The organism is Mycobacterium terramassiliense (genome assembly GCF_900157385.1).
Taxonomy (GTDB): domain Bacteria; phylum Actinomycetota; class Actinomycetes; order Mycobacteriales; family Mycobacteriaceae; genus Mycobacterium; species Mycobacterium terramassiliense.
Map to the genome: position 1 here is coordinate 1812800 of NZ_LT717701.1, position 18757 is coordinate 1831556.

17 protein-coding genes are annotated in these 18757 nt (G+C 69.2%); 11 read left to right on the forward strand and 6 right to left on the reverse strand.

Annotation, left to right across the window (positions count from 1 at the left end; translation table 11 throughout):
* Nucleotides 1–3 precede the first annotated feature (3 nt).
* On the reverse strand, nucleotides 4–978 hold the full coding sequence (locus MTAB308_RS23365) for an SDR family NAD(P)-dependent oxidoreductase (RefSeq protein ID WP_077102577.1): 975 nt from the start codon (nucleotides 976–978) through the stop codon (nucleotides 4–6).
* Between the two features lie 149 nt (nucleotides 979–1127).
* Between MTAB308_RS23365 and MTAB308_RS23370 the strand changes: the two genes are divergently transcribed.
* The 9 genes from MTAB308_RS23370 to MTAB308_RS23410 all read left to right on the forward strand — a co-directional run bounded on the left by MTAB308_RS23370 (nucleotide 1128) and on the right by MTAB308_RS23410 (nucleotide 11950).
* Nucleotides 1128–2804: a nitric oxide reductase activation protein NorD gene (locus MTAB308_RS23370; RefSeq protein ID WP_083746731.1), complete on the forward strand. Its 1677-nt coding sequence runs from the start codon at nucleotides 1128–1130 to the stop codon at nucleotides 2802–2804.
* A gap of 50 nt (nucleotides 2805–2854) precedes the next feature.
* Complete coding sequence (locus tag MTAB308_RS23375) at nucleotides 2855–3697, forward strand: CbbQ/NirQ/NorQ/GpvN family protein (RefSeq protein ID WP_077102579.1); 843 nt, start codon at nucleotides 2855–2857, stop codon at nucleotides 3695–3697.
* A 64-nt stretch (nucleotides 3698–3761) separates the two neighbouring features.
* A complete protein-coding gene (locus MTAB308_RS23380) occupies nucleotides 3762–4880 on the forward strand; it encodes an ABC transporter substrate-binding protein (protein WP_077102580.1) in 1119 nt (372 codons plus the stop codon).
* 5 nt (nucleotides 4881–4885) lie between these two features.
* On the forward strand, nucleotides 4886–6028 hold the full coding sequence (locus tag MTAB308_RS23385) for a spirocyclase AveC family protein (protein ID WP_077102581.1): 1143 nt from the start codon (nucleotides 4886–4888) through the stop codon (nucleotides 6026–6028).
* Nucleotides 6021–7019 carry an SDR family oxidoreductase gene (locus tag MTAB308_RS23390; RefSeq protein ID WP_077102582.1) on the forward strand — a complete coding sequence of 333 codons (999 nt, stop codon included), beginning with the start codon at nucleotides 6021–6023 and terminating at the stop codon, nucleotides 7017–7019. The genes MTAB308_RS23385 and MTAB308_RS23390 overlap by 8 nt, the downstream gene beginning before the upstream one ends.
* A 3-nt stretch (nucleotides 7020–7022) precedes the next feature.
* The gene (locus MTAB308_RS23395) at nucleotides 7023–8240 is read left to right on the forward strand and encodes a cytochrome P450 (RefSeq protein ID WP_077102583.1); all 1218 of its coding nucleotides are present in this window, start codon (nucleotides 7023–7025) and stop codon (nucleotides 8238–8240) included.
* A 90-nt stretch (nucleotides 8241–8330) separates the two neighbouring features.
* Nucleotides 8331–9815, forward strand: coding sequence for an aldehyde dehydrogenase family protein (locus MTAB308_RS23400; RefSeq protein WP_077102584.1), 1485 nt, complete (start codon nucleotides 8331–8333; stop codon nucleotides 9813–9815).
* A gap of 180 nt (nucleotides 9816–9995) precedes the next feature.
* Nucleotides 9996–11150 carry a thiolase family protein gene (locus MTAB308_RS23405; RefSeq protein ID WP_077102585.1) on the forward strand — a complete coding sequence of 385 codons (1155 nt, stop codon included), beginning with the start codon at nucleotides 9996–9998 and terminating at the stop codon, nucleotides 11148–11150.
* Nucleotides 11147–11950: a crotonase/enoyl-CoA hydratase family protein gene (locus MTAB308_RS23410; RefSeq protein ID WP_077102586.1), complete on the forward strand. Its 804-nt coding sequence runs from the start codon at nucleotides 11147–11149 to the stop codon at nucleotides 11948–11950. Before MTAB308_RS23405 ends, MTAB308_RS23410 begins: the two co-directional genes overlap by 4 nt.
* On the opposite strand, the gene MTAB308_RS23415 is transcribed toward MTAB308_RS23410, so the two are convergent.
* From MTAB308_RS23415 to MTAB308_RS23425, 3 genes are read right to left on the reverse strand one after another with little or no spacing between them, the layout of a single operon-like run.
* Complete coding sequence (locus MTAB308_RS23415; protein ID WP_077102587.1) at nucleotides 11951–12964, reverse strand: NAD(P)/FAD-dependent oxidoreductase; 1014 nt, start codon at nucleotides 12962–12964, stop codon at nucleotides 11951–11953.
* Nucleotides 12961–13464 (reverse strand): isoprenylcysteine carboxyl methyltransferase family protein, encoded by a 504-nt coding sequence (locus tag MTAB308_RS23420; RefSeq protein ID WP_077102588.1) that lies wholly within the window; start codon nucleotides 13462–13464, stop codon nucleotides 12961–12963. The genes MTAB308_RS23415 and MTAB308_RS23420 overlap by 4 nt, the downstream gene beginning before the upstream one ends.
* 14 nt (nucleotides 13465–13478) lie before the next feature.
* Complete coding sequence (locus tag MTAB308_RS23425) at nucleotides 13479–14567, reverse strand: type III polyketide synthase (RefSeq protein WP_077102589.1); 1089 nt, start codon at nucleotides 14565–14567, stop codon at nucleotides 13479–13481.
* A 56-nt stretch (nucleotides 14568–14623) separates the two neighbouring features.
* Between MTAB308_RS23425 and MTAB308_RS23430 the strand changes: the two genes are divergently transcribed.
* Together MTAB308_RS23430 and MTAB308_RS23435 are read left to right on the forward strand one after the other, a co-directional pair.
* Nucleotides 14624–15769 (forward strand): NAD(P)H-binding protein, encoded by a 1146-nt coding sequence (locus MTAB308_RS23430; protein ID WP_077102590.1) that lies wholly within the window; start codon nucleotides 14624–14626, stop codon nucleotides 15767–15769.
* Nucleotides 15766–16488 (forward strand): CPBP family intramembrane glutamic endopeptidase, encoded by a 723-nt coding sequence (locus tag MTAB308_RS23435; protein ID WP_077102591.1) that lies wholly within the window; start codon nucleotides 15766–15768, stop codon nucleotides 16486–16488. Before MTAB308_RS23430 ends, MTAB308_RS23435 begins: the two co-directional genes overlap by 4 nt.
* A gap of 4 nt (nucleotides 16489–16492) precedes the next feature.
* Here the strand turns inward: MTAB308_RS23435 and MTAB308_RS23440 are convergent, their stop codons facing one another.
* Nucleotides 16493–17818 carry a DUF2867 domain-containing protein gene (locus MTAB308_RS23440; RefSeq protein WP_077102592.1) on the reverse strand — a complete coding sequence of 442 codons (1326 nt, stop codon included), beginning with the start codon at nucleotides 17816–17818 and terminating at the stop codon, nucleotides 16493–16495.
* Nucleotides 17819–17895: 77 nt separating this feature from the next.
* On the reverse strand, nucleotides 17896–18708 hold the full coding sequence (locus MTAB308_RS23445) for an enoyl-CoA hydratase (protein WP_077102593.1): 813 nt from the start codon (nucleotides 18706–18708) through the stop codon (nucleotides 17896–17898).
* Nucleotides 18709–18757 lie beyond the last annotated feature (49 nt).

The following is an 18757-nucleotide window of genomic DNA, read 5'->3' on the forward strand; positions in this document are numbered from 1 at the left end:
CGGTCAGTTGCCCCGGTGGTCCGGAAAGGCGACCTCGGCGTTGCCCGGCATGGCGCTGACGCCGCGCCGCGCACACACTTCCAGCACCTCGTCGACGATGGACGCGGGCACCATGAACTTTTCCGTGGACGAGATCTCCTCGAGGTGCGCCTCGATGTCTTCGGCGGTCGGCTGGCCGTCGGCGTCGGCCAGCCAGCCTTCGGTGAGCCCGACGAACACCCGCGCGTAGCGCCCGGCGGCGGCCGAATAGTTCCGGTGGGTGAACGTGCACGCGGAGCTGGCGAGGAAGGTCACCAGCGGCACGACGAGTTCGGGCCGGATGGCCTGCATGAAGCCGGATTCGGCGAGAAACTTCTCGTCGCCGACGGTCTCGGTGACCATGCGCGAGAAGCCGGTGGGCATAACGGAATTGGCGAGGATTCCGTGCGCCTCACCCTCGATCGCGATCACGTTGGTCAACCCGACCAGGCCGGCCTTGGCCGCCGCGTAGTGGGCCTCCATCGGCTGACCGAAAATGCCGGCGGAGGACGAGATGAACACGAACCGCCCGCCGCCGTTCTTCTGCATGACGCGGTACGCGGGCTGGGCGAGATGAAAGCCGCCGTCCAGATGCACCCGCAGCATGCGCGTCCACTCGCCGGCCGAGAGGGCTTCGAACGGCGTGCTGCCGAAGATGCCCGCGTTGCTGACCACCGCGTCGAGGCGGCCGAACGCGCCCACCGCCGCATCGACGATCGCCTGGCCGCCCGCGGGGCTGCCGACCGAGTCGTACGAGGCGATGGCCGTGCCGCCCGCAGTCGTGATCTCGGCGACCACCTCGTCGGCGACGCGAAAGTCGGCGCCCTCGCCGCGCATCGAGCCGCCGAGGTCGTTGACCACCACCGCGGCGCCCCGGCGCGCCAGGTCGAGTGCGTAAAGGCGGCCGAGCCCACGACCGGCGCCGGTGACGACCGCCACCCGGTCGGTGAAGTCAATCATGATGCGCTCCTGACTAATCGACGGCCGGGTTGATTGACTGCCCTGAGGCCGGACTCTACGGTGGAACAGATATTTGGTCAAAGGTGTCGGTGGTTCGGAGGTTCAGCGTGGGTCACGACGCTCCTGCCCGGCGGCTGCAGGCCCTGGGCATGTTCGCCTCCGCGCTGGCGGGCCGCGCCACGGCGGTTGCCGAGCTGCGACCGGGCGAACCGCCGTGGACCGACGGCCAGACGATCTACGTCGATGCCGCCGCGCCGGGCCGCGCGCCGCTCGAGGCGGTTGCCGTACAGGCTTCGATGATCGCCGCGGGCAGTCTGGACCCCGGCGTCGTCCGTCCCTTGGTCCGGCATCCCCGGATGGCCCGCCGCTACCTGGCGGTCGAGGGCCACCGGGCACTGGTCGCCACCGAAGACCTGCTCCCGCGCGCGCTGGCGTCGTTGGGCGACCGCGAGATCGCGAGCCGCAGCGACTCGCCCGCGGCGTCGTTGCGAATCGCCAAGGCGCGGGCCAGGATCGACGGCCCGCCGGCCGAATTCGGCGTGATCTGCGCGGCGAGGGTGTTGGCCGCGCGCCGCGCGGCCGAACAACAAGACCGGGCGAACCCCGGGCACGTTCCGCGCGGGCGCGCCGCGAAGGAGCCGGCGGAGCTTGCCGACGGTCAGACCGACGATTACGACGATCCCGACCTGTTCACCAGCCCGGTGGGCGGGGGCGGCTTCATCGGTAAGTGGTTGAAGAAGATGTTGTCTTCACAAAGGAAGAAGTCGCGCAGCAGCGGCGGCGGGCCGCCTGGTGCGGACACACCGACGCATCGCACGAACTCGGGAATCCGCGGCTCGCACGCCGTGTCGTCGCTCGCGTCGGCCCCGAGCGAGGGGATCAACGACGAGCAAGTAAACGGGTTCGCGGACGGTGTGAGATATCCGGAATGGGACGCCGCGCGCAAGGGCTACCGACGCGCGTGGTGCACCGTGCGCGAGGTCGAGCCGACGATCAAAGCGCAGGCGACCCCGGAAATCGAAGCCGCCATCGGCGTGCGGCGGCCGCTGTCACGCCTTGGAATGGGGCTGCACCGCCGCCATCGTCAGCCGCAGGGCGACGACATCGACATCGACGCCGCGGTGGAGGCTCGCGTCGAGGTGCGGGCCGGGTCGGTCCCCGACGAGGCCGTCTACCTCGACAGCCTGCGCCGCCGCCGGGACCTGTCGGTGCTGCTGCTGCTCGACGTGTCGGGCTCGGCGGCCGAGGCGGGAACGCTGGGCCGCACGGTGCACCAGCAGCAGCGCGCGGCGGTCGCCAATCTCACCGTCGCACTGCATGACCTGGGCGACCGGGTCGCGCTGTATGCCTACTACTCACAGGGCCGCCAGGCGGTCAGCATGATTCCCGTCAAACGGTTCGACGACCACCTCGACTCCCGCGTCATGCGGCGGCTGAACAGCCTGGAACCCGGCGCGTACTCCCGCCTCGGTGCGGCGATCCGTCACGGCTCGGCGGTCTTGGAGGCGCGTGGGGGAACGGCGCGCCGACTGCTGGTGGTGCTGTCCGACGGACTCGCCTACGACCACGGGTACGAACGGGCCTACGGCGCCGCGGACGCGCGCCGCGCCCTGATCGAGGCCCGCCGCCGCGGGACCGGTTGTGTGTGCCTCACGATCGGTGCGGGGACCGACGTGCAGTCGCTGCGCAGAGTCTTCGGCAGCACCGCGCACGCCACGATCGCGCGGCCGGATCAACTCGCCGGCGTCATCGGCCCGCTGTTCCGGTCCGCCCTGCGCTCGGCGGAGGTCCGCCGCCGGCCGCGCGCGCACGCCGGCGGTCGTTGAAAACAAACATCTGTTCCGGATAGGCTCAAATCGACATCGGAAGGGAAGCTATGCCCAACGAGTCCGGGTTTGCTCACCGGAACGGCGTGACCCCCGAGGCGGAAAGCGTGCGGCCCTATTACAAGGCGATCGGCAATGAGGAAGCCATTTTCAAGGCCGCCTACCGCCAGGGGCTGTCGCTCGTTTTGAAGGGGCCGACGGGGTGCGGCAAGACCCGCTTCGTCGAGGCGATGGCCTACGACCTGGGCCGGCCACTGATCACCGTCGCCTGCCATGACGACCTCACCACCGCCGATCTCGTCGGCCGGTATCTGTTGCAAGGCGACGAGACGGTGTGGGTGGACGGCCCGCTGACCCGCGCGGTGCGGGAGGGCGCGATCTGCTATCTGGACGAAGTGGTGGAAGCCCGACAGGACACCACCGTGGTGCTGCACCCGCTCGCGGACCACCGGCGCCAGCTGCCCATCGAGCGCCTCGGCGTCACGCTGGACGCCGCGCCCGGGTTCGGCCTGGTGGTGTCCTACAACCCCGGCTACCAAAGCGTCCTCAAGGATCTGAAGGATTCGACGCGCCAGCGGATGGTCGCCCTCGAATTCGGTTTTCCCGCAGCCGATGTCGAAGAGGGGATCGTTGCGCACGAGGCGGGCGTCGACGCGGCCACCGCGGCCGAGCTGGTGCGTCTCGGGCAGGCCATCCGCCGCCTGGAAACCGGCGGGTTGCGTGAGGTCGCGTCGACTCGCGTGCTGATCGCCGCGGGCAGGCTCGTCGCGGAGGGCCTGACCATGCGGGAGGCCGCCCGGGCGGCGATCGCCGGGCCGCTCACCGACGACGTCGCCGTGGGGGAGGCGCTGAGCGAGATGATCGAGATCTACCTGGGCGGCGGCGTCCGATGATTGACGGTGCATACCGCCGCCGCTAGGGTCTGAACAAATATTAGGTTTGTGGCCGGGAGGTCGGATGTCCTACGAAAGCAGCGCAGAGCCGATCAAGGTCGGCTACCTGATGGACTTCGCGCTCCCGCCGGGCTTTCCGGAAGAGTTGTTGGCGAGTTTCACGCGGTGCTTCGACCTCATTTTCGAAGAAGCCCGTGAACAGGGACTGATCGATCGCCCGGTGCAAATGATCTACCGCGAGGTGGAGGGTCTCCCCAAGGGCTCGGTCAAGGCGGTCATCGACGCGTTCGGCGAGCTGGTCGACGAGGGCTGCCTGGTGGTGTTCGGGCCGCACATCACCGATAACTGCGTGCCCACCCGGGAGGCGATCGACGAGCGGTTCCGGGTGCCGGCGATCAGCGTCACCGGAACCGACGACTGGTTGGGCGAATGGACGTTCGCGTTCCCGCAGGGATCGATGACCGACGAGCCGATCTTTATCGCGGACCTGGTCGCCAAGCGCGGACTCAGCGAGATCGGGGTGCTCGTCGAGCAGAGCCTGATCGGCGAGAGCTACCTGAAGAACCTGCGAAGCGCGTGCCGGCGCAAGGGCATTCGCGTCGTGGCGGAGGCGGCGATCGCCCAGACGGCGCAGGACATCAACGAGGCGGTGCGCACCCTGCACGATGCGAAGGCGGAGGCGGTCGTGCACCTGGGCTTCGGCTTCGGCATTGTCTTCATCAACCCTGCGTTGGAAGCCGCGGACTGGGATCCGCCGCGATTTACCACCACGGCGTTTCAGAACGCCTGGGTGAATCCGATCATGTGGAGCGCGTTCATGGGTTGGGTCGGCGTCGACCAGTACGACGAGGCGAACCGGCTCGGCCAGGACTTCCTCGACCGCTATGCACAGAAATACGAGGGCAGTCGTCCCGAATATTGCGTGCCGGTGGTCAACCGCGACGTCGCCGCCACGTTGGTGCGCGCCTTCGCCGACGCGCACCCGCTCAGCCCGCGCGGTGTCAAGGAGGCGTTGGAGCGGGTGAAGATGATGCCCGCCGCCTCGGGTGCGCCCGGCACCCGGGTGTCGTTCGGCAAGTGGACGCGGCGGGCCTGGATGGGCGCCGGTTACCTGGTGGCCCGGACCCTCGATGCCGACGGCGTCAACTCGCATCTGGTCGATCGCTTCGGAGAGGACGGGTGACGAGAATGAGCACTGAGCAATCCGCACCTCTTGCCGCGGAGGAGAAGCCGGCATCCCCGCAGCGGGGGGTAAAGCGCGGCTGGGGAGGCTGGGTCGCCGGTGCCGCCCTGGCGGCATTCGCGCTCTTCTTCATCGCGAACTGCCGCGTCGCGCTCGACCCGCGCGTCGCCAACCCGAACGTGCAGGGCCGGCCGCGACCCGTGAAGTTCATCTTCGGCCTGGACTACATCACCTTCCTGCAGATCTCCACGGTGATCATGTTGCTGGTGCTGCTCGTCGTGTTCGTCAGGGGATGGCGCCGCAATCCCGGCAGCCCGGTGATGCTGATGTTCCTGTGCACCACGCTGATCGTGTGGCAGGACCCGATCATGAACTGGGCGCCGTTCGCCGTCTACAACCCCGATCTGATCCATTGGCCGGAGTCCTGGCCGCTGGTGTCGCTGTCGCCGACCGTCGAGCCGTTCGTCGTATTCGGCTACGTCACTTTCTATTTCGGGCCGTACTTCCCGGCGATCTGGATGCTGCGCAAACTGCAGGCGCGCAAGGGTCCGGAGGCCTTCGTGTCGCGGCACCCCCTGGTCAGCCTGGGCGTGCTGACCTGTGCCATCGGCTTCGTCTTCGATGCGTGGCTGGAGATCCAGCTGGTCCACATGGGCATGTACATCTACTCCCAGGTGATTCCCTGGGGCTCGGTGTTCACCGGCACCACATTCCAATTCCCGTTGATCTGGGAGTCGTTCTCGGTGACGTTCGTGATGGTGCCCGCGGCGATCCTCTGTTACCGCGACGACACCGGAAAGTCGGTGGCGGAGAAGCTCGCCGCGAAAGCCAGGATCTTCCCGGGTCGCCCGGTGCTCGGCACGTTCCTGGTGATGTTCGCCATCATCAACGTGTCCTATTTCGCCTACGGGGCGTGGTTCGCGGTCATCAAGGCCACCAAGGCGGCGACCTCGGTGGCCTGCCCGTGGCCGTATCCGGAGGCCAAAGTCTATGACCCACAAGGGTTTTACGAAACAGCCGGCGCCCAGGGGCCGTATTCGGTCGGCATCTGGTCGACCTGGATGAGTGGCCAGCCGAACGGGCGGCCGCACGTCGACTCGCCCCCGCCGGGTGCGGGTGCGTGCGCCGCCACGGGCAAGAATGGCTGAGCCGCGCGCGGTTGTCATCACCGGTGCGTCGCGCGGACTGGGGTTCGCGTCGGCCGTGCGTCTGTATCGCGAGGGGTGGCGCGTCGTCGCGGCGATGCGGACACCCGACCGCGGGCTTCCGCTGCTACAGGAAGCCATTGGATCAGGAGGGGCCGGCCGCGACGACGATCGGCTCATCGGTGTCCAGCTCGACCTGACCGATGCCGCGTCGATTTCCGCGGCGGCCAAGGCGATCGAGGAAGCCGTGGGCGCGCCCTACGCCCTGGTGCACAACGCGGGCATCTCCGCCGCCGGCGTGGTGGAGGAGACCGACATGGCGTTGTGGCAGAGCATGTTCGCCACCAGCGTCCTGGGTCCCGTCGCGCTCACCCAGGCCCTGCTGCCGTCCATGCGGGCGGCGGGCGAGGGGCGCATCGTCCTGGTGTCCAGCGCCGCCGGCGTGCGCGGACAGCCGGCCACCGCCCCGTACTCGGCGGCCAAGGGGGCGCTGGAGCGATGGGGCGAATCGATGGCGTGCGAGATCGCGCCCTTCGGGCTGGGTGTCACCGTCCTGGTGGCAGGCACGTACGACACCGAGATCATCACCGACGCCGGCACCACCGACAATCGCGATTTCGGGGGCCCCTACGCGCGGTTGCACACCACGATGAACACCCGCGGGCGCCTCGCGATGAAGCTGGCCCGGCCACCCGAGCGGTTCACCGACGGGCTGCTGAAGGCGCTGGACGACCAGAAGCCGTTCCGTCGCCGCGGGGTCGGTCCGGACGCCTCGATGCTGTTGGCCGCCAACAAGATTCTCCCGGCGTCGGGCATGCACCATGTGTCGCGGATCGTGCTGGGCATCCCGCGACGGGGCTCGATGCGGGGCGGGGCGTGGCCGTTGACGACAACCCAAAAGGCGATGGTGCTTGTCGCGCGAGTTCTTCCCGCGCCGGTGTTGCGGCGCTTGGCGTCGCTGGCGGCCAAGCGCCGCACGGGGAGTGAGGAGTAGGCGATGGAACAGCTGTTTGACGACCTCGAGGATTTCGGCGCCTTCGATGACGCGATATCCGGTGACGTGCGCGACCCGTACACCGAATTGGCGCGGCTGCGCCGTGAGGAACCGGTGCAGCGCCTGGAAACGTCGGGGGCGCTTCCGCACGAGGAATCGCTGCCGATGTTCATCGTGTATCGCCACGAGGATGTCCAGCAGATGTTGCGCGACAACGAGACGTTTTCCTCGGCGGCCGTCATCGCGGCGTTCGGCCCGGTGCTGGGGGAAGGGGTCATGCTCGGCATGGACGAACCCGTGCACGGCCGGCTGCGCTCCCTGGTGTCAAAGGCGTTCTCGCAGAAGTCGTTGGCGCGCTGGCAGGACGAGCTGGTCGGCCGCGTGGCCAACAGCCTGATCGACAACTTCGCGCCGCATGGCAAAGCGGATCTGGTGAAGGAGTTCACCTTTGACTATCCCAGCCAGATCATCGCGGGCCTGCTGGGCTTGCCGGAAAAGGACTACCCACAGTTCCAGCGGTGGTCGATTTCGCTGCTGAGCTGGTTGATGAACCCGGAGCGGGGCCTGGCGGCCTCGGCCGCCCTGTGCGACTACTTCGCCCCGATACTCGAGGCCCGCCGGGCCGAGCCGAAGGACGATCTGATCAGCGCGCTCGGTGCGGCGGAGATCGACGGGCAAAAGCTCGCGGACGAGGAGATCTTCTCCTTCCTTCGGCTGCTGCTGCCCGCCGGCGTGGAAACGACCTACCGGGCGCTGGGCAGCCTGCTGTTGGCGCTGCTGTCGAACCCCGCTCAGTTGGACGCCGTCCGCGCGGATCGGTCGCTGCTGCCGCAGGCGATCGAGGAGGGGGTGCGGTGGGAGCCGCCGCTGCTGACCATCACCCGGGTCGCCACCCGCGACACCGAGCTCGGCGGGGTGGCGATCCCGGCCGGCGCGACGGTGATGCCGATGCTGGGCGCGGCGAACCGGCAAGAAGATCGCTATCCCGAGCCGGACACGTTCGACATCCACCGGCAGCAACGGCCGAACCTGGCCTGGGGGCACGGCGTGCACGTCTGCCTCGGCATGCACCTGGCGCGCCTGGAGATGCGCACCGCCATCAATCTTCTGCTCGACCGGCTGCCGAACCTGCGGCTGGATCCCGACGGGGACGACCCGCACGTCCGCGGGCAGGTTTTCCGCTCTCCGACCTCGGTGCCGGTGCTCTTCGACCCCCAATAGCCAGGGCCGAAGAGGTTCCTGCTTGCCAATCGGCTACTTTCCGGTAAGGCTCTCCGTAGCCCCTCAACGACTCAGAAGAGAGTGACAAACATGACCGAGGCTGTAAAGGTGCGCTTCGAGCCCAAGATGATGATCGACGGCAAGCTCGTCGAGGGTCAGGCCGGCACCTTCACCAACATCAACCCGGCGACCGAGGAGCCGCTCGGCGAGGTCGCGGACGCGTCGAAGGAAGACATGCAGCGGGCCATCGACGCCGCCCGGCGCGCCTTCGACGAGACCGACTGGTCCACCAACCGTGAGCTGCGCAAGCGCTGCCTGTTGCAGCTGCACGAGGCCATCGAATCCGAGAAGGAGGAGCTGCGCGAGGAGCTCATCCTCGAGGTCGGCTCCCCCCGGGCGATCACGTTCGGCCCGCAGCTGGACGCCCCACTGGAAGACGGACTGAAGTACCCCGCCCGGCTGATCGACGAGTACGCCTGGGAGACCGACCTCGGTGACAAGGTGATCAGCCTGACCGGGACGCTGACCACCCGCAAGGTCTGGCGCGAGCCGGTGGGCGTGGTCGGCGCGATCGTGCCGTGGAACTTTCCGTTCGAGGTCACCCTCAACAAGCTCGGCCAGGCCCTGGGCACCGGCAACACCGTGGTGCTCAAGCCGGCGCCCAACACGCCGTTCAACGCGACCCGCCTCGGCAGGCTGATCGCCGAAAAGACCGACATCCCGGCGGGTGTCGTCAACGTCGTCACCGCGTCGGATCACTTTGTCGGCGAGGAGCTTACGCTGTCGCCCAAGGTCGACCTCATCTCGTTCACCGGCTCCACCGTGGTCGGCCAGCGGATCATGGAAAAGGGCGCGGCGACCATGAAGCGGCTGTTCCTCGAACTCGGCGGCAAGTCGGCGACCATCGTGCTCGAAGACGCCGACTTCGGGATGGCCTGCGCGATCGGCATCGCGCCGTGCATGCACGCGGGGCAGGGCTGCGCCAACCCCACCCGGATGTTGCTGCCGCGGTCTCGCTACGAGGAGGGCGTGGCGATCCTCAAGAGCATCTACGAGAACGTCACCTGCGGTGACCCGCAGGACCCCGGAACCCTGTGCGGCCCGGTGATCTCGGAGGTGCAGCGCAACCGCGTGATGGGTTACATCCGGAAGGGTGTCGAGGAGGGCGCCACCGCGTTGGTCGGCGGTCCGGACGCGCCCACCGGCTTCGACAAGGGATTCTTCGTCAGGCCAACGCTTTTCACCGACGTCGACAACTCCATGACGATCGCCCAGGAGGAGATCTTCGGCCCGGTGCTGTCGGTCATCCCGTTCGACGACGAGGAGGACGCGATCCGGATCGCCAACGACAGCAAGTACGGATTGGCCGGCAACGTGATGTCGGGCTCGCTGGAGCACTCGCTGGCGGTGGCGCGCCGCATCCGGGCCGGCTTCATGGGCGTCAACGGCGGCGCCCCGTACGGCGCCGACACCCCGTTCGGCGGTTACAAGTACAGCGGGGTCGGTCGCCAGAACGGCGTCGCCGGCTTCGACCAGTACACCGAGATCAAGTCGGTGGGATACCCGGCCGGCTAGGGGTCTGCGCCGCGGCGCACGCGACTAATCAGCGACTTTCGAATGCGGTATCACATGCGCTATCGCGTTCGCCGATCGAGTGATGGTCTGCTCACGGTACGGGTGGGACCCCGGCCATCGCCCGTCCAACCCCTTGGTTGACAATCGACGCAAGGCCCACACGTCAAAGGAGACACCACCATGCCTGAAGCCGTCATCGTCGAGGCAGTCCGCTCACCACTCGGGAAGCGCAACGGAAGCCTGTCGGGGGTGCACCCGGCCGACCTGTCCGCGCAGGTCCTCAACGGCCTGGTCGACAAGGCTGGCATCGATCCGGGAATCGTCGACGACGTCATCTGGGGCTGCGTCATGCAGGCCGGTGAGCAGGCCCTCGACATCGGCCGCACCGCGCTGCTGGCCGCCGGCTGGCCCGAGACCGTGCCGGGCGTGACCGTCGACCGCCAGTGTGGGTCGAGCCAGCAGTCCATCCACTTCGCCGCGGCGGGCGTGGTCGCCGGACACTACGACGTCGTCGTCGCCGGCGGTGTCGAGTCGATGTCACGGACGCCGATGGGATCATCGCTGGCCGGTGGCGGCAACCCCTACCCGCAGGCCTTCAAGGACCGCTACCACAAGACACCCAACCAGGGCCTCGGCGCCGAGATGATCGCCGAGCAGTGGGGGTTCGATCGACTGGCGCTCGATGAGTTCTCGCTGGGGTCCCACGAAAAGGCCGCCGCCGCACAGGATTCCGGCGCGTTCGACGATCAGATCGTGGGCATCAATGTGACCGATGGTCACGAAAAAACAACAGTGCTCAAGGACGAGGGCATCCGCCGCGGCACCCCGATGGAGAAGATGGCGTCGCTGAAGCCGGCGTTCAAGGAGGACGGGGTGATCCATGCCGGCAACTCCTCGCAGATCACCGACGGTTCGGCCGCACTCCTGTTCATGTCGGCAGAGAAGGCCAAGGAACTGGGCCTCACGCCGATCGCCAAGGTGCACACCGCGGTACTGGCCGGCGCCGACCCGGTGATCATGCTGACGGCGCCCATCCCGGCGACGCAGAAGGCGCTCAAGAAGTCCGGCCTCTCGATCGGCGACATCGGGGCCTACGAGGTCAACGAGGCGTTCGCGCCCGTCCCGCTGGCGTGGCTGAAAGACATTGGGGCGGATGAGAAGAAGCTCAACCCCCACGGCGGCGCCATCGCGCTGGGCCACCCGCTCGGCGGCTCGGGGGCGCGGCTGATGACCACGCTGCTCTACCACATGCGCGACAAGGGAATCCGCTACGGCCTGCAGACGATGTGCGAAGGCGGTGGCCAGGCCAACGCGACCATCGTGGAACTCTTGTGACCCAAGGGGATAACGACCCGCCCGGCGCTCTCGTCGAGCTTCGCGGCAACGTGATGGTCATTACCATCAACCGGCCGGAGGCCCGCAACGCGGTCAACGCGGCCGTCAGCATCGCCGTCGGGGACGCGCTGGAGCAGGCGCAGCACGACCCCGGCGTGCGGGCGGTGGTCATCACCGGCGCCGGCGACAGGTCGTTCTGCGCCGGCGCCGACCTCAAGGCGATCTCGCGCCGGGAGAACCTCTATCACCCGGAGCACGGCGAGTGGGGCTTCGCCGGCTATGTGCACCACTTCATCGACAAGCCCACGATCGCCGCGGTCAACGGCACCGCGCTGGGCGGCGGGACCGAGCTCGCGCTGGCCAGCGACCTGGTGGTCGCCGACGAACGGGCCACGTTCGGCTTGCCGGAGGTCAAACGTGGCCTGATCGCCGCGGCCGGCGGCGTCTTCCGGATCATCGACCACCTGCCCCGCAAGGTGGCGATGGAGCTGCTGCTGACCGGCGAGCCGATCACCGCGGCGGACGCCCTCGGATGGGGCCTAATCAACCGGGTCGTCGGTGCGGGGGAGGTGCTGGACGCCGCGCTGGCCCTGGCCGCCCGGGTGACGGCCAACGCGCCGCTGTCGGTGCAGGCCAGCAAGCGCATCGCCTACGGGGTCGACGACGGCGTCATCGTGGGCGACGAGCCGGGCTGGGAGCGCACCGTGCGCGAAATGCGTTCGCTGATCAGGTCCGAGGACGCCAAGGAGGGGCCCCTGGCGTTCGCCGAGAAGCGAGAACCGGTCTGGCAGGCGCGCTAGCTAGCGCGCCAGGATGTTCACCGCGCCCCCGAACACGCCGGGCAGCATCGCGGCCGCCGGCACGATGGCGCGGCGCGCCAGCACCGGCGCGCTGCCCAGCACCACCGCCCGGGTGAGCAGCCGGTAGTTGCGGGTGACCCGGTGCCACGCGGCCTCGTATGACGACGGCGCGTCGCTGATGATGGCGTCGACCGCCGCGGCCGCCTGCTTGACCGCGAGGCTGATGCCCTCGCCGGTCAGCGCATCCTCGTATCCGGCCGCGTCGCCGACCAGCAGCACCCGTCCCGCCACGCGGCGGGAGACCACCTGACGCAGCGGGCCGCAGCCGCGGGCCTGCCCGCGATCGGCGTCCTTCAGGCGCTCGGCCAGCCACGGGAACCAGCCCAGGTCGGGCCGCCCCCCGGACAGGATCGCCACGCCCACCAGGTCGGGTTCCACCGGCGTCACGTACGCCTCGCCCCAGCGGGACCAGTGCACCTCGACGAACTCCGACCACGCCGGCACCTTGAAGTGCCACCGCACCCCGTGGCGCCGCGGTGTTCCGGCCGTGGCCTTGATGCCGACCGCGCGCCGCACCGCCGAGTGCAGCCCGTCGGCGCCCACCAACCATTTCGCGCGCACACCCGCAGCCGTCACGCCGTGCGCGTCCTGCTCGACGCTGGTCACCCGCGCCCGAATCCACTCGGTGTCTTGCTCTTTGGCGCGCGCCGCCAGCGCGGCGTGCAACGTGGTGCGCCGCACGCCCCGGCCGGACCCATCGCGAAACAGCGCCTCGGCCCGGCGATGCTCGCTCACATAGGCGATCCCGCGAAAGGGCATGCCGGCCGGGTCCACCCCGAGCGACGTCAGCTCCGCCAAACCGCCGGGCATCAGCCCCTCGCCGCACGCCTTGTCGATGGGGCCCTCGCGCGGTTCGGCCACGATCACCGAAAGCCCAAGCCGCCGAGCGTGTAACGCCGTTGCGAGGCCCCCGGGACCGCCCCCGATGATCAGCAGATCGGTGTCGTAGGTCATGACGTGTAGCCCAGGGCCGAGTTCTCCACGTGCAGGCGCACCCCGAGCAGCATCGCGTTGGCCAGCGTGAAGATCGCCGCGGTCAGCCACGCCGTGTGCACCAGCGGCAGCGCGAACCCCTCGGCCACCACCGCAACATAGTTGGGATGGTGCAGCCATCGGTAGGGGCCCTCGCGCACCAACGGCGCATTCGGCAGCACGATCACCCGGGTGTTCCACCGGTGCCCCAGCGTCGTGATGCACCACCAGCGCAGCACCTGGCTCAGCGCGGCGATGGCCAGCATCGGCCAGCCCAGCCACGGGATGAACGGTCGGTGCAGCGCCCACGGCTCGATGATGCAGCCGAGCAGCAGCGCGGTATGCAAGACGACCATCACCGGGTAATGGGATTGGCCAAACTCCTTGGCGCCCTGGGCAAAAGACCATTGCGCGTTGCGCTTGGACACCACCAGCTCCGCCACGCGTTCGATGGCGACGGCCAGGATCAGCAGGTAATACATAGCGTTATCCGGCCCTACCAGCGCAGCAGGACGAATTCGGCGGAGAAGCCCGGTCCCATCGCGACCATCAGCCCGATCGAACCCGGCGACGGTGGGTCGGCCATGGTGGCGTGCAGTATATCAAGTACCGAAACCGACGAGAGGTTTCCGTTGTTGCGCAACGAGTTTCTGGTGACCTCGAGCGCATCCGGCGGCAGCTCCAACACTTCTTCGACCGCGTCGATCACCTTGGGGCCGGCGGCGTGCAACAACCACGTCGACACGTCCGTGGTGGCCAGTCCGTGGTCGGCCAGGAATGCGCGGACGTCGTCGCCCAGGAATTTCTCGACGATGGTCGAGATCTCGACGGACAGGACGATCCCGAACCCGTTGCTGCCGATGTTCCAGCCCAACACGTCCTCGGTGTCGGGGTAGGTCCGGCTGCGGGTGGCCAGCACCTTCGGCCCGGCCGCGTCGCGGTTGGCCCCGGTCGCGACGACGACCCCGGCGCCGTCCCCAAACAAGCTGGAAGCCACCAGATTTGGGATCGAATTGTCCTGCCGCTGGACGGTCAGCGAGCACAGCTCGACCGCCAGCAGCGCCGCCACCTCGTTGGGGAACGCGCGCAGATAGTCGTGCACGCGGGCCATGCCGGCCGCGCCGGCCACGCAACCCAGGCCGAACAACGGGATGCGTTTGACGTCCTGGCGCAGCCCGATCCGTGTTGCCAGCCGCGCCTCCAGCGACGGCACGGACAACCCGGTGACCGTCGTCGAGAAGACGGCGTCGACGTCCGACGGCTCGAGCTTCGCCTGGGCGAGCGCGGCGAGCATCGCCTGCTCGGCCAGGTCGAGGGCGATTTCGATGTAGGCGTCGTTCGCCTCGGTGAAGCCGCTCAGCTTGCCGTACCGCGACAGCGGCAGCGCGGTGTTCCTGAACTCCACCCCGCTGCTGAGCGCAAAACGCCGGAACTCCGGACCGGCGAAGTCGGTCAGCGCCCCGATGGTTTCGTCCTGTGTGTAGCGGTTGGGTGGAAATGTGACGGCCACGCCCGCGACGGACGGGTCCGCTGTTGAATTTTCGATACGCACGCGCGTAGAAGCGCCCCCGATGATCTCCTCCATGTGGGGGTCACGGTGCGCACGCCGCATCGGTTCAAAAGTCTGGCTAGTGTCGGGGTATGCGGATTCTGGTCACCGGCGCCACCGGCTATGTCGGATCGCGCCTGGTCACTGCGCTGCTGGGGGAGGGGCATCAGGTCGTGACGGCCACCCGAAACCCGGGGCGCCTCAAGCGTTTCGGTTGGTCCGACGATGTCATCCCGGTCACCCTCGACGCGTCGGATCCGGCGTCGGTGCGGGCCGGCCTGGCCGCCGCCGGCCCGGTGGAGGTGCTGTATTACCTGGTGCACGCCATCGGCCAGCCCGGTTTCCGCGACGCGGACAAGGCCGCGGCCCACAACGTCGCGGTGGCGGCCCGCGACGCCGGGGTGGGGCGCATCGTCTACCTGGGCGGCTTCGTGCCGGCCGACGAGGCGCTGTCCGAGCACCTGACCAGCCGGGCTGAGGTGGCCGAGGCCCTGACCGTCGAAGGCGGGCCCGAGCTGGTGTGGCTGGGCGCGGCGATCATCATCGGCGCCGGCTCGACGTCGTTCGAGATGATGCGGTACGTGGGGGACCGGTTCCCGCTCATTCCGATACCGAGCTGGATGGACAACCCGATCGACCCGATCTCGATCCGCGACGTGCTGCACTACCTCGTCGCGGCGGCGGACCCCGCCCGGGTGCCCGCGGGCGCGTACGACATTTCCGGGCCGGGCACCACCACCTACCGGGGGTTGCTCAAGACGTACGCGCGCGTCTCGGGCAGGTGGCATGTCTCGTTGCCGGTGGGCAGGATCGACATGGCCCTGGCGTCGCTGATCACCGGCGTCGCGCTGCCGGTTCCCCCGGGGCTGGCCGCGGACCTGGTCGAGTCGCTCGACCATCCGATGGTGGCGTCGGTCAGCGGGCTGCGCGACCGCGTGCCCGACCCGCCCGGGGGCCTGCTCGGCGTCGAGGACGCCATCGCCCTGGCGCTGGCCGGGTCGAGGCGCCGGCCGAAACCCGTCAACGCGCTGACCGATCCGCACGACCTGGCCGACAGCGACCCCGCCTGGGCCGGCGGCGACGCCCTGCGCATCCGGCGGGTCGCCCGCGCGATCACCCCGCGCGTCGCCCGGCCCACCCTGCGGTTGGTCAACAACGTCCCCGGCCCGCTCGCCGGGGCCCTGCGCACCGGCCTCGACATCCTTTTCGCGTTGAACGCGAAGGTGCGTCCGGCATGAGCCAGTCGACCGCGCCGTACCGCGCCACCGCCTTCTCCGAGTTGCGCCGCGCGATCACCAACGTGGCCGTGCCCCATAACGAGCCGCCGGGCGTGGTGCGGCGCCGGCGCGTCATCGTCGCCATCACGCTGGTGATCGGCGCGGTGGTGCTCGGCTTTTCGCTGCGCTGTCATCCGGGCGAGTCGAGCTTCTACTGGTTGACCCTGGCGCTGGCGGCGGTATGGGTCGCCGGCGGATTCGTCTCGGGCCCGCTGCACCTGGGCGGCATCTGTTGGCGCGGACGCAACCAGCGCCCCGTCATCACCGGGACGACCGTGGGCCTGCTGCTCGGTGGGGTGTTCATCGTGGGCGGGCTGATCGCCCGGGAGATACCGCCCGTAGCGGAGTTGATCACCCGGGTGCTGCTCTACGCCCACCACGGGTGGTATCCGGTGATCGTGGTGATCACCCTCGTCAACGGCGTCGCCGAGGAGATCTTCTTTCGGGGCGCGCTCTACACCGCCCTCGGGCGGTACCACCCGGTGCTCATCTCGACGCTGCTGTACACCTGCGCGACCCTGGCGAGCGGCAACCCGATGCTGGGATTCGCGGCGATCATTCTCGGGATGGTGTGCGCGCTGGAGCGCCGGGCCAGCGGCGGCGTGCTGGCGCCGGTGCTCACCCACCTCGTGTGGGGCCTGATCATGGTGCTCGCACTGCCCCCGTTGTTCGGCGTCTGACCGGTCACGCGGCGTCACGTGCCAGGGCGCGCAGCGCGGCCGCGAGCACGGGCCGCGACGCGACCCAGTACAGCCGCCCCGGAAGGCCGCGCGGCACAAAGGTCGCCCGCTGCGTGTACCGGGCGCCCCCGCCGTCCCGCGGCGCCACGTCGATCTCGAGCCAGCCCTGGCCCACCGAGCTCGGCCCGGAGTGCAGTCGCAGCGCGCTGCCGGGTTCCCGCTCCTCGACGACCCAGCCCCTGAAGAGGCGGCTTCGGGCGATCCCGGCCTCGGCCGCCCGCCACACATCGGCGGGCTGCGCGGCGGTCTCGGCGGTGCGCACGTCGGTGTGGATGATCTCGCCGGCCCAGTGCGGGTCACTGGGCAGCGGCTCGGCGGGATCCGAGCCCAGCGAGGCCCAGGTGGCGGGCTCGAGTCCGCGCGTCCCGCGGTCGAGCGCCAATTCGACGGCGCGGCGGTAGCCTGTCAGGCCGCCCGCCGGCGGGTCGATGATGCTGTCGATGTCCGAATTGCGCATCACCGCATCGCATTCCAGCGATTCGATGAGCGGGCGGGCCAGCCCGGGTGGGATCGGCGTGACGGCCCCGATCCACAAACTGGCGATCGTCGGGGTCAGGAATGGCAGCACGACCAGATAGCGCCGCCCGAGGCCCGCGACCTCGGCGTACACCCGCATCATGTCGCCGTACTCCAGGACGTCGGGTCCGCCGATGTCCCAGGTCCGCGATTCCGGCACCGGCGCCGTCGCCGCGGCGACGAGGTAATGGAGCACGTCGCGCACCGCGATCGGCTGAATCTTGTTGTGCACCCACTTCGGCGTGGTCATCAGGGGCAGCCGGTCGGTGAGGTGGCGGATCAGCTCGAAGGACGCGGAACCGGACCCGATGACCACGCCGGCCTGCAGCACCACCGTCTCGATGCCGGAGTCGATGAGGGCCTCGCCGACGGCCGCGCGCGATTCGAGGTGCTCGGACAGCTTGGTGCCCTCGGGATGCAGCCCGCTCAGATACACCACCCGCCGCACCCCGGTGCGGCGTGCGGCGGTCACCACGTTGCGCACGGCACGGTCTTCCTCGGCGGCGAAGTCCTTGGAGGCGCCCATCGAGTGGACCAGGTAGTAGACGACGTCCATCCCGTCGAACGCCGCGATCAGCGACCCAACGTCGCCGAGGTCGCCGCGCGCCACCTCGGCCCGCGCGCGCCACGGCACGCCGGCCAGCTTGTCCGGGTTGCGCGCCAGGGCGCGAACGGCGTGGCCCTCGTCGAGCAGTCGGGGCACCAGTCGGGCACCGATGTAGCCGGTCGCCCCGGTGACCAGGCAGCGCACCATCGACCCTCCCGTTCCTCCCAGGTCTTATTCGGAACCAACAAGGGGAAGGATTGCCGGTTCTGGCCGGGGTAAGCCTGTCAGTCGTCGGTGAAGTTGGGGGCGCGGCGCTCCTGGAAAGCCGTGGTGCCCTCCTTGAAGTCGTGCGAAACCAGCAGCCGCGACTGCCCTTCGTATTCACGATCCAGGGCGGCGTCCAACTCGGTGAGTGTGGCCGCGTTGATCGCCTGCTTGGTCCTGGCGAACGCCACCGCCGGGCCGGCCAACAACCGTGCGATCACCTTGTCCACCTCGGCCTCGAAGTCGTCCGCCGGATAGACCGCGCTGACCAGCCCCCACGCCAGGGCCTCGGTGGCCGGCAATCGCTCGGGCAGCAGCGCCATGCGCATCGCCCGGATCCGGCCCACCGCGGCCGCGATCAACGCCGACGCGCCGCCGTCGGGCATCAAACCGATCTTGGTAAAGGCGAGCATGAAAAACGCTTTGTCGGAGGCCAATACGACATCACAGGCCAGGGCGATGGAGACGCCCACGCCGGCCGCCGGTCCCTGAACCACCGCGACCACCGGGTGCGGCACCGCGGCGATGGCCCGCACCAGCCGGTTGATCTCCAACACGATCTCGTCCGGCGGAACCCCGCCGCTGCCGGCCATGTCGTCGGCGCTGATGCCCGCTCCGGAACTGAAGCCGCGGCCCGCGCCGCCCAGTCGCACCACCCTGACCGCCGGGTCGGTGGCCGCGTGTTCCAACGCGTCGGCGATGCCGGTGATCACCGGGATAGTCAGGGAGTTCAGGCTGTCGGGGCGGTTGATGGTCAGCGACAGCACGCCGTCGGTCAGCGCGACGTCGAGACCAGCAACCGGTGCGAGCGTGGCGATTCCAGAATCCGGCATGCGCCTCACACTAGGTGACCGGGCTGCGCGACCGTCGAGTGCGGCTGAG

Excerpts from the sequence above, each read along its gene's own strand:
- MTAB308_RS23370 (WP_083746731.1), top strand. The coding sequence starts at position 1,128 with ATGTTCGCCTCCGCGCTGGCGGGCCGCGCCACGGCGGTTGCCGAGCTG.
- MTAB308_RS23395 (WP_077102583.1), top strand. The coding sequence starts at position 7,023 with ATGGAACAGCTGTTTGACGACCTCGAGGATTTCGGCGCCTTCGATGAC.
- MTAB308_RS23420 (WP_077102588.1), bottom strand. The coding sequence starts at position 13,464 with ATGTATTACCTGCTGATCCTGGCCGTCGCCATCGAACGCGTGGCGGAG.
- MTAB308_RS23425 (WP_077102589.1), bottom strand. The coding sequence starts at position 14,567 with ATGGAGGAGATCATCGGGGGCGCTTCTACGCGCGTGCGTATCGAAAAT.
- MTAB308_RS23375 (WP_077102579.1), top strand. The coding sequence starts at position 2,855 with ATGCCCAACGAGTCCGGGTTTGCTCACCGGAACGGCGTGACCCCCGAG.
- MTAB308_RS23415 (WP_077102587.1), bottom strand. The coding sequence starts at position 12,964 with ATGACCTACGACACCGATCTGCTGATCATCGGGGGCGGTCCCGGGGGC.
- MTAB308_RS23430 (WP_077102590.1), top strand. The coding sequence starts at position 14,624 with ATGCGGATTCTGGTCACCGGCGCCACCGGCTATGTCGGATCGCGCCTG.
- MTAB308_RS23445 (WP_077102593.1), bottom strand. The coding sequence starts at position 18,708 with ATGCCGGATTCTGGAATCGCCACGCTCGCACCGGTTGCTGGTCTCGAC.
- MTAB308_RS23380 (WP_077102580.1), top strand. The coding sequence starts at position 3,762 with ATGTCCTACGAAAGCAGCGCAGAGCCGATCAAGGTCGGCTACCTGATG.
- MTAB308_RS23440 (WP_077102592.1), bottom strand. The coding sequence starts at position 17,818 with ATGGTGCGCTGCCTGGTCACCGGGGCGACCGGCTACATCGGTGCCCGA.
- MTAB308_RS23385 (WP_077102581.1), top strand. The coding sequence starts at position 4,886 with ATGAGCACTGAGCAATCCGCACCTCTTGCCGCGGAGGAGAAGCCGGCA.
- MTAB308_RS23405 (WP_077102585.1), top strand. The coding sequence starts at position 9,996 with ATGCCTGAAGCCGTCATCGTCGAGGCAGTCCGCTCACCACTCGGGAAG.
- MTAB308_RS23390 (WP_077102582.1), top strand. The coding sequence starts at position 6,021 with ATGGCTGAGCCGCGCGCGGTTGTCATCACCGGTGCGTCGCGCGGACTG.
- MTAB308_RS23435 (WP_077102591.1), top strand. The coding sequence starts at position 15,766 with ATGAGCCAGTCGACCGCGCCGTACCGCGCCACCGCCTTCTCCGAGTTG.
- MTAB308_RS23365 (WP_077102577.1), bottom strand. The coding sequence starts at position 978 with ATGATTGACTTCACCGACCGGGTGGCGGTCGTCACCGGCGCCGGTCGT.
- MTAB308_RS23400 (WP_077102584.1), top strand. The coding sequence starts at position 8,331 with ATGACCGAGGCTGTAAAGGTGCGCTTCGAGCCCAAGATGATGATCGAC.